This window comes from Synechococcus sp. R6-7 (genome assembly GCF_047461695.1).
In the GTDB taxonomy this organism is placed as follows: Bacteria; Cyanobacteriota; Cyanobacteriia; order Thermostichales; family Thermostichaceae; genus Thermostichus.
Genome location: NZ_JANSHS010000375.1, coordinates 1 through 9,403, shown reverse-complemented (window position 1 = coordinate 9,403; position 9,403 = coordinate 1). Strand labels below are relative to the sequence as shown.

Below are 9,403 nucleotides of genomic sequence, written 5' to 3'. Positions count from 1 at the left end.
TTGAGCTTATTATTGACTAGAGTCATGCTCACACAAATTAGCCTGGATCACCTCTCGATATTGGGACTTGGGCTTAACGCCCACCAACTGGGCCACCAGCGTCTTGTTTTTGAAAAATTGCACCGTCGGGGTGCCCGCCACCCCCCCTGCCTCTGCAATCTCCGGATCTTTCTCAATATCGATCTCCACCACGTGCAGCTTGTCCGAGAACTCATCGATGATCTTGTTCAAGATCGGCTTGAGGGCATGACAAGGGGCACAGGTGGGGGCGGTGTACTTGACCATGAGCAGGCGATCGCTTTCGTGGTAGAGTCGCCGCAGGGCATAGCTCCCCTCATGGCAAGTCTTGCTGAAGTCTAAGTCATCCTGTCCATTCTCCTCAAAGCTGGCCTCCTCAACAGCAGGATCCCCAGCAGACTCTGCCGCAGAAGTCGCAGCAGGGCTGGGTTCAGGATGGCTTTGGGGAAGGACGTGATACTCCTGGGCCAAGCCGTGTTCCGAGAGCCAGCGCTCTGCCAACATGGCCGCCATACAGCCAGTGCCGGCAGCGGTAATCGCCTGACGAAACTCGTGATCCTGCACGTCGCCGGCGGCAAACACCCCCTCCACACTGGTGGCCACGGATCCCGGGCGGGTGACGATGTAGCCGACTTCATCCAGTTCCAGTTGTCCTTTGAACAAGTCGGTGTTGGGCTTGTGGCCAATGGCATAAAATAGGCCACCCACTGACATCTCGCGTATTTCGCCGGTTTGGTTGTTCCGCACTTTCACCCCGGTCAGGCGCAGGCCGTCGCCCATCACTTCCACCGCCTCGGTGTTCCAGTGCACAGTGATCTTGGGGTTGTTGAGAACACGATCCTGCATGGCCTTGCTGGCCCGCATTTTGTCACTCCGCACCAGCATATGCACATGGGATCCAAACTTGGTCAGGTAGGTGGCTTCCTCACAAGCAGTATCGCCGCCGCCAATGACCACCAGTTCCACCCCTCTGAACATAGGCATAGCCCCATCGCAGATCGCACAGGCCGACATGCCCCGGTTCCAATAGGTCTCCTCTCCGGGCAGGTGTAGGCGCTTGGCTGTGGCCCCGGTGGCGATGATCAGGCTGTGGGTGCGCAATTCCCGCTCGTCAGAACGGACGACAAAGGGCCGCTGGCTTAAATCGACGAAGGTGACATCTTCAGTGTAGAGTTCCGCCCCCCACCGCTGCGCTTGGGCTCGCATGTTCTTCATCAGTTGGGGGCCGGTGATGCCTTCGGGAAAGCCCGGAAAGTTCTCCACCTCGGTGGTGGTCATCAGTTGCCCGCCCGGGATCCCGCCCGCCTGGAACCCCTCAAACACAACCGGCTTCAGGTTGGCACGCCCAGCGTAAATGGCTGCTGTAAACCCGGCAGGGCCGGAGCCGATGATCACCACATTCTCAACCCGATTTTGCTCTGCCATCCGATGTCTCTCCTTCTGCAACAGGACTAAAAGTCAAACTCATAACGACTACGCTTTAGCTTAACACCCTTTGGCAAACCGGGCGAGCTGGGGGCCTGCTGATCCTAATTTTCGCTCGCCTCAGGCAACCGGGGCAGGGTTTTGCCCGCCCCATCCGGTTATTTCTGCCCAGAGGTTGGCAGGGTGGCGGCCATTGCTCAAGTTCTGGATCCCCAACACCCAATCCCGGTTGACCCAAGCCAGAAGGAAAAGAGGTGTCTGAGATGGCCAGCAATTTGGTCTTGGTCAGAAAGCGGAGCTCAAATGAATTTTGTATCAGAAACTACAAAATACCCGTGTTGGCCTTTCTAGGATGAGTGAGCGTTTTTGGCCTGTCTGGGTCGAAGCGTGGGGATCACCTGCTGGGATCCCATTTGTTTCAGCCACAGTTCCCCCAGTCTTAACCGCAACCCAATCAGGAGAGAGTAATGGCATCCACGCCCCAAGAAGTGCTTCAGATGATCCAGGACAACAACGTCCAGATAGTGGATCTCAAGTTTGTGGATATCTTTGGCACCTGGCAGCATGTTTCCTTCCACACCTCGATGATCAAGGAAGAAACCTTCACCGAGGGGCTTCCCTTTGACGGATCCAGTATCCGGGGCTGGAAAGCGATCAACGAGTCGGACATGTACATGGTGCCGGATCCCAGAACGGCTTGGATCGATCCCTTTCTGGAGGTGCCCACCCTCAGCATAACTTGCAGCATTGTTGAGCCGCGCACTGGCCAGCCCTATAGCCGCTGTCCCCGCAGCCTTGCCGCCCGTGCCGTTGCCTATCTGCAATCGACGGGCATTGCCGATACGGCTTACTTCGGGCCGGAAGCGGAGTTTTTCATTTTTGAGGATGTTCGCTTCGACCAAACCCAAAACTCGGCCTACTACTTCGTGGATTCCATCGAAGGTCGCTGGAACTCGGGCCGCGAGGAGAAAGGTGGCAACCTGGGCTACAAGCCTCGCTACAAAGAGGGCTATTTCCCGGCCCCGCCCACCGATGCCCATCAAAACATCCGCACCGAGATGCTGCTGACCATGGGCAAGTTGGGGGTGCCCATCGAGAAGCATCACCACGAGGTGGCTACCGGCGGGCAAGGGGAGTTGGGCTATCGCTTTGCCGATCTGGTCACGGCTGCCGACTACATGATGGTTTACAAATACGTGATCCGGAACGTGGCCCGCAAGCACGGCAAAACCGTCACCTTCATGCCCAAGCCCCTATTTAACGACAACGGCACCGGCATGCACACCCACCAGTCCCTCTGGAAGGATGGCCAGCCTTTGTTCTATAGCGAAGGCACCTATGCCAACCTGAGCGAGACAGCTCTCTACTACATCGGTGGCTTGCTCAAGCATGCCCCGGCAATCCTGGCCTTCACCAACCCCACCACCAACTCCTACAAGCGCTTGGTGCCCGGCTTCGAGGCGCCGGTGAACCTGGCTTACTCCCAGGGCAACCGTTCCGCTGCCATTCGCATTCCGGTGACCGGCAACAATCCCAAGGCCAAGCGTCTGGAGTTCCGCTGCCCGGATGCCACCTGCAACCCCTACATCGCCTTTTCGGCCATGCTGATGGCTGGCCTGGACGGGATCAAGAATAAGATCCATCCCGGCGAGCCCTTGGACAAAGATATCTACGATCTGGAGCCGGAAGAGCTGGCCAAGATCCCTTCCACGCCTGGATCCCTGCTGGATGCTCTGGAAAGCTTGCAGAAGGATCATGCCTTCTTGCTGGAGGGAGGCGTCTTCACCGAAGATCTGATCCAGACCTATATCGAGTACAAGATCGACAACGAGATCAACCCCATCAATCTGCGGCCTCACCCCTACGAGTTCGCCCTTTACTTCGACGCCTAAGCGGTGTGGCCGATTCTGCAGCGGGATCCCTGATGGGATCCCGTTTTTTCTGAGCAAACGGCACTCCCAAACTGTGGATCCCTTGGGCAACTTAGCTACTTTTGGTCAACAGCACCTCGTGCCAGCGTTGAAGCGTCCTGTGCCGTCCATCGACCTGAGGAAGCTCAACCCAGAAACCAAAAGGGGATCCCCAGCCGGGATCCCTTCTCGCTGAGCTCATGCCAGAGCATCAACAGTTACGGGCAGATTAGCTCATGCTAACACGGCTACGGTCGTAGTTGAGCCGGAAGGTGGGATGCACTTTTCCTTGGATGCGGTTCCAGAAGTTGCGCACGTTGACATGCAGGCCAATCTGCTCTGTACCGCGGAGCAGCATGGATTGCTGGCGAATCCGAATCAAGCGTTGATGGCTCATCATCAAGCGGCGAGACAGGTCGTCCAAGAGGTGAGAACGGCCAGCAGCAGCCACCGGGGCAGATGCCTCTGCCGTCTGAACGGGTTGAGCCGATCCTTCGACCGCCTTGGGATGATAAGCCACACCTCGATAGAGCAGGTCAAGGTTGGTGGGCAAAACCACCGGCTTGGTCAGATGGCGGAACCGCCAGTCCAGCCCCCGGTAACGACCCCCCACTTTGCCGGGAGAAACCGCCGCTGTTGCAGAAGAGGGGGTGTAATCGACGCCACGGTAAAAGAGTTCCATGATCTTCGCCTCCAATGAGTTGAGTTTTCATCCGTTCGCCTTCTCCCAAGAGAAGCCCCACGGTTACCAGAAGAGTTGAGGCGCGTTCCTTCGGGATCTCTCCCTACTTCCGTCCTCTGGCTGCGATGTCGCTCTACCCATGATGAGCCGCCCAGCACGCGAGAGGATGAACGATTTCTATCTACATTCTGTATTATAAGCTACGGTTTTGGGGTGTTGTCAGCAACTTTTAACAAAAATTTCCACTGAGTTTCCGTCCAGCTTCCTCTGAATCCAGGCTGGATCTGAATCCGGGCTGGGCCAGCCGGGATCCTCGGGGGCAGCAGGGTGCAGAGCTTGAAGCCGAGTTCTTCGCTCTGTCCGAGATGCCAGAGGAAGCATTATCGTGGAAGAATCCTCAGGATTGGCTACAAAAGTTCACATTCCTCGGTGAGTGCCCTGTGCAGGAAGACTTTCGTCTGATTTTGGACATTGTGACGGTATTGGCGGCAGCGGCAGCAGGTGGATTCTTGGCTTCGCTGCTGAGGCAGCCGGTGTTGCTCGGCTACTTACTGGCCGGGATCTTGGTGGGGCCAACCGGGTTGGGGTGGATCAAAGAGTTGGTTCAGGTGGAAACCTTGGCCCAGTTTGGGGTGACCTTTTTGCTGTTCACCTTGGGGGTGGAGTTTTCCCTGAAAGAATTGCGCAAAGTGCGGGGGATCGCCGTTGGCGGAGGCATTTTGCAAATTGGCCTGACGATTTTGATCACGGCGGTGCTGGCGGTGGTCAGCGGCTGGTTGACGCCGGTGCAAGGGATCTTTTTGGGGGCCGTGCTCTCCTTGTCCTCGACTGCCGTGGTGCTGAAAAGTCTCACTGAGACCAACCAAATGGGCACTCCCCAAGCCCAGGCCATGCTGGGGATCCTGATTGTGCAAGATTTGGCGGTGGGGCTGATGTTGGCGGTGTTGCCGGCTTTGGACTCTCCCCTGCCGGAGCTGGCGGGATCCCTGGCCAGGGCCTTGGCAGAAATCGGCTTGGTGGGGCTGGGGGCGGTGGTAGGCGGGATTTGGCTGGTTCCCGGTTTCCTGCGTCTGCTGGCTCAGCAAGAGAGCAAAGAGGTGTTTCTGCTGGGGGTGATCAGCCTCTGCGTGGGGATTGCCCTGTTGACGGAGCGGCTGGGCATTTCCAGCGAGATTGGGGCTTTCATTGCCGGTCTGATGATCTCGGAGGTGGAGTACGCCGACCAAACCCTGGACTATGTAGAGCCTTTGCGAGATGTGTTTGCTGCTCTCTTTTTTGCGGCCATCGGCATGCTCATCGATCCCAGCTTTATCCTCGGCCATCTGTTGCTGATCCTGGGGCTGGTGGGTCTGGTGATGGTGGGCAAGTTTTGCATCGTGGCTCCCTTGGCGCGGCTGTTTGGTTACACTCTGCCGGCAGCGGTGGTGGTGGGGCTGGGCCTATCGCAAATCGGCGAATTCTCCTTTGTGCTGGCCAGCGAGGGGCAGGCTTTGGGATTGGTGTCGCGGCAGATCTATTTGTTGATTGTCAGCACCACAGCCGTTACCCTTCTGCTCACTCCCTTTCTGCTGAGGGGCGCTCCTCGACTGTTTTCCGGGCTACACGGGATCCCCTTCTTGGCCCGCTGGTTGGAATCGGGCGAGCGGCCCCGCGCTTTGGCCCCCGATGCTCCTCAACAGGGGCACGTGGTGGTGTGCGGCTATGGGCAGGTGGGGCAAGACATTGTGCGCATTCTCGAAGCCCGTCGTCACCCCCTCTTGGTCATTGATCAATCAGAACGGGTGATCCAACACCTGCGTTCCCGTGGGATCCCTTACCTCTACGGAAATGCGGCCAGCCCGTTGGTGCTGGAGAAAGCTTGCCTGCCCCAGGCCCGCGCTCTGGTCATTGCCCTGCCGGATCGCATGAGCATCCGCCTCTGCCTGAAACGAGCTCTGGAGTTGGCGCCGCGATTGGATGTGGTGGTGCGAGCTACCGACAAGGAAGACATCGAACAGCTCTATCAGTTGGGGGCCAGAGAAGTCGTCCACCCCGAATTTGAGGCCAGCCTGGGGCTGTGCAGCCATGTGTTGCTGGAGTTGGGAGAACCCCCAGACATCATTCAGCAGGAGATCCTGGCCATTCGCAGCAGCCACTACCGCGATCTACGCCCTCTCCACCCCAGTTGTCTGATCCCCGCGCCTGTCAGTTGGCTGACACCGCCGGCCCCACCTCCCTCTCCCCCCCTCCCCGCCAATGCCAACGGCAGCCACGACAGCCACCCACCTGAGTCTGTGCTGGCCTGGTGGGAACGCTGGCAGCGGCCTGTTCAACCCGAATGGGCAGGGATCCCTGGCTCTGCCGAGTAGAGATTTGCACCTCAATCTTCGTAGTATCCTGCAAACTGGAGGTGTGGCCACTGCAAGTTGCAAGCCTCGGGACAGTTCCCCCGCTGCCTTTGCGGATGGAGACGCTGGGAGGTTTTCCAGAGGCAACGGAAAGGGTCCTCGGCGTTGCTCGGCACTCTGGGGGGAGGGGTGCCCCATCTGTTTCTGGCATAGGTTGCCATGCCGACCGTCAACTATCTGCGCATCAGCTTGATCGATCGCTGCAATTTCCGCTGCCAGTACTGCATGCCTGACGAGGCGGAGTTGACGTGGCTGCAAGCCCCAGAGCGTTTAACGGATGAGGAAATCCTCACGTTGGTTCGAGAGGTGTTTTTGCCGTTGGGGATCGATTGCTTTCGCCTCACCGGCGGCGAACCCCTGCTCAGGCCGGGGCTGGAGCACCTCATCCGGGCTCTATGCAGCCTGCCTGGGGTGAGAGATGTGGCCCTTACCACCAACGGCTTCAACCTCAGCCAAAAAGCTCAACTCCTCTATGAAGCGGGGTTGCGCCGCATCAACATCAGCTTTGATTCCCTCAACCCCGAGACCTTTCGACTGATCACGGGGCGGGATCGCTGGCGGCAGGTCTGGGCCGGGATCCAAGTTGCCCACCAAGTGGGGTTTGATCCCCTCAAGTTGAATGTGGTGGTGATCCCTGGGCTCAACGAATCGGAAGTGGAAGATCTGGCTGCCCTTACCCTGGAGCGGCAATGGCATGTGCGCTTCATCGAGTTTATGCCCATCGGCAATGCTGCCCTCTTCCAGCAGACGGGCTGGGTAGAGTCTGAGGTGCTGCGACAGCGAATTCGCGCTCGCTTTGGCCTGGAACCCGGGTTTGTGGCCGGCAATGGGCCGGCAGATGTGTTTCGCATCCCGGGGGCAAAAGGCACCTTGGGCTTTATCAGCCAGATGTCGGAGTGCTTTTGCGATCGATGCAACCGCATGCGGCTATCCAGCGACGGTTGGCTGCGCCCTTGCCTGCTCAACGAATCCGGCCAAATCAACCTGCGGGATCCGCTGCGAGCTGGGATCCCTGCCGAAAGGCTAAGACAGCAGGTGCGAGAACTGCTGGACATCAAGCCGGACATCAACTTCAAAGGACGGGACACCGGCAGCCAGGGATCCTACCGGCGCACCATGTCTCAGATTGGCGGCTAGCGGGGATAAGGGATCCGCAAAAGCTGGTTGACCGGTGGGTGGGCCACCTGCAACTGTTTCCCATCCGGCCACTGGATCTGGATTTCCTTGACCCCTGTTTCGGATCCCAGGCCAAAGTGGGCCACCGGCTCCATCTGACAGAGGTAGCCGCTGCCGGCGTCGATGGCCTGGACTTGGGTGCGAGTGGAGGTGAGCAGCCTTACCAACGCGCCGCGGGCCGGGGCTCCCTGGCGGGTGAGGGGCAGAACCCTCAGCCAGTTGTTGGCATTGGCCTGAGGGCGATAGAAGCTGAGAGGCTGGGCGCCAGACTCCCCATGGGCAATCAACAATTCTAGACGACCATCCCCATCCACATCGGCCACCGCTGCTCCTGTCCCCAATCCCTGCGGCTCGGCAGCATCTCCAATGTCGATGGCTTGCCAACGGCCTGAGCGCCATGCAAACAGACGGTTGGGCTCGCCGATGTTGTTGAAAAACAGCTCTGGGTAGCCGTCGTTGTCGAAGTCGGCAGCAATGACCGTGCGAATGCGGGAGGGCCTAGCCAACTCCGGGGGGGCTACATCCTTAAAAAAACCGTCGGGGGTCTGGATCCAGAGGCGATGGGGGCCTTCCCAGTTGCCGTAGAGCAAATCCAGCCGTCCATCCCCATCCAGATCCACCGCCGCCACGCCACGTCCGTGCTCGTCCGGATCCGCCAGGCCCACCTCAGCGGCAATCTCTTCAAAGGTGCCATCCCCCCGGTTGCGAAACAGAAAGTTGGGCCCCTGCTCATTGACGGCAAAAATGTCCATCCGCTGCGAGACCAAGGGCAAGGCCACCAGACCCCGCCCGCCCGTCACCCGATTGAGTCTCGCTTCTGGCGCTACATCGGCGATCATCTGGTTGGAGGCCAGCTCATACAGGCGCATAGGGCCGCCGTAGTTGGCTACGAAAAATCCATAGCTCCCCTGGCCAAGACGATCCACACAAGCTACAGAGCGACCTGCGGTCAAGTTGAGGGCATCTTGGTTTTGCGGCAGGGAGAACAGGTCCACCCAGGCGGATCCCTGCCAGTCGAAGAGGCGATCCCCAAAGCGCTTGCGCCCGCCGAAGGTATCGGTGTTCAAGACATAAAGTTCTTCCTGCCCGTCCCCGTCAAAGTCGGCGGCAGCCACCCCAATTGCCATGCGCCCTGCATCGGCCAGGGTGTCGTCTGCTTGATCCACCAAGGTTTGCCCATCCCACTTCAAGACTCGATTGGAGCCGCGGAACCCGCACACAAACAGCTCAAAGGCCCCATCCCGATCCAAATCGCAAGCGGCAACCCCGTAGAAAAGGGCAGGTGGGTTAAAGCGGATCTGCGAGCTGCAATCTTGGAACATGGGGATCCCATCGGAGAACAATAGGAACTGGTGGAGCTTCCAGCTCTGATGGTATGCTGGATCTTCGCTGGAACTTCCCCTTCAACCATGCCACGCATCAAATCTGCCATCAAGCGCGTTCAGATCGCAGAGCGTAATCGGCTGCGCAATAAAGCCACCAAAGCCATGGTGCGCGCTCTGATGAAGAAAGTGATCTCCCTCTCAACTGCCTATGCCGCCAACCCACAGCAAGAAACTCTGCAGGAAATCCAGGCGGCGATGAGTGCTGCTTTCAGCCGCATTGATAAAGCTGCCAAAACCGGCGTCCTGCACAAAAACACAGCCGCTCGTCGTAAGGCTCGGCTGGCCCGGATTGTGAAGCTATCTGTGGCTTCCTCGGAAAAATCCCAGGCTGAGGCTTTGGGTGGGCGTGATTGACTTCTCCTGCTGCTTCGGAAGTGGTGCTTGTGCGGGATTTCAGCTAGAAATCGCAGGAGCCCCGCA

7 protein-coding genes and 1 riboswitch are annotated in these 9,403 nt (G+C 58.6%); of the genes, 4 read left to right on the top strand and 3 right to left on the bottom strand.

Annotated elements, in window-relative coordinates:
* Window positions 1-9 precede the first annotated feature (9 nt).
* On the bottom strand, window positions 10-1,443 hold the full coding sequence (trxB, locus tag NW815_RS11060; RefSeq protein ID WP_414390572.1) for a thioredoxin-disulfide reductase: 1,434 nt from the start codon (window positions 1,441-1,443) through the stop codon (window positions 10-12).
* A gap of 467 nt (window positions 1,444-1,910) precedes the next feature.
* Between trxB and glnA the strand changes: the two genes are divergently transcribed.
* Window positions 1,911-3,335, top strand: a complete 1,425-nt coding sequence (glnA, locus tag NW815_RS11055; protein WP_414390570.1) for a type I glutamate--ammonia ligase — start codon at window positions 1,911-1,913, stop codon at window positions 3,333-3,335.
* Between the two features lie 247 nt (window positions 3,336-3,582).
* Here glnA and NW815_RS11050 read toward each other — a convergent pair whose 3' ends face one another.
* A complete protein-coding gene (locus NW815_RS11050) occupies window positions 3,583-4,035 on the bottom strand; it encodes a DUF4278 domain-containing protein (protein WP_414390567.1) in 453 nt (150 codons plus the stop codon).
* A gap of 79 nt (window positions 4,036-4,114) precedes the next feature.
* Window positions 4,115-4,210, bottom strand: a riboswitch (Glutamine riboswitch).
* Between the two features lie 265 nt (window positions 4,211-4,475).
* Between NW815_RS11050 and NW815_RS11045 the strand changes: the two genes are divergently transcribed.
* Window positions 4,476-6,383 carry a cation:proton antiporter gene (locus NW815_RS11045; RefSeq protein ID WP_414390563.1) on the top strand — a complete coding sequence of 636 codons (1,908 nt, stop codon included), beginning with the start codon at window positions 4,476-4,478 and terminating at the stop codon, window positions 6,381-6,383.
* A gap of 198 nt (window positions 6,384-6,581) precedes the next feature.
* On the top strand, window positions 6,582-7,559 hold the full coding sequence (gene moaA, locus NW815_RS11040; protein WP_414414078.1) for a GTP 3',8-cyclase MoaA: 978 nt from the start codon (window positions 6,582-6,584) through the stop codon (window positions 7,557-7,559).
* Here the strand turns inward: moaA and NW815_RS11035 are convergent.
* Complete coding sequence (locus NW815_RS11035) at window positions 7,556-8,920, bottom strand: CRTAC1 family protein (protein WP_414390947.1); 1,365 nt, start codon at window positions 8,918-8,920, stop codon at window positions 7,556-7,558. The two genes, moaA and NW815_RS11035, sit on opposite strands and share 4 nt — an antisense overlap.
* A gap of 87 nt (window positions 8,921-9,007) precedes the next feature.
* Here NW815_RS11035 and rpsT point away from each other — a divergent pair, with 87 nt between their 5' ends.
* On the top strand, window positions 9,008-9,337 hold the full coding sequence (gene rpsT, locus NW815_RS11030) for a 30S ribosomal protein S20 (RefSeq protein ID WP_414331315.1): 330 nt from the start codon (window positions 9,008-9,010) through the stop codon (window positions 9,335-9,337).
* Window positions 9,338-9,403: the final 66 nt, after the last annotated feature.

Excerpts from the sequence above, each read along its gene's own strand:
- moaA (WP_414414078.1), top strand. The coding sequence starts at position 6,582 with ATGCCGACCGTCAACTATCTGCGCATCAGCTTGATCGATCGCTGCAAT.
- trxB (WP_414390572.1), bottom strand. The coding sequence starts at position 1,443 with ATGGCAGAGCAAAATCGGGTTGAGAATGTGGTGATCATCGGCTCCGGC.
- rpsT (WP_414331315.1), top strand. The coding sequence starts at position 9,008 with ATGCCACGCATCAAATCTGCCATCAAGCGCGTTCAGATCGCAGAGCGT.
- NW815_RS11035 (WP_414390947.1), bottom strand. The coding sequence starts at position 8,920 with ATGTTCCAAGATTGCAGCTCGCAGATCCGCTTTAACCCACCTGCCCTT.
- NW815_RS11050 (WP_414390567.1), bottom strand. The coding sequence starts at position 4,035 with ATGGAACTCTTTTACCGTGGCGTCGATTACACCCCCTCTTCTGCAACA.
- glnA (WP_414390570.1), top strand. The coding sequence starts at position 1,911 with ATGGCATCCACGCCCCAAGAAGTGCTTCAGATGATCCAGGACAACAAC.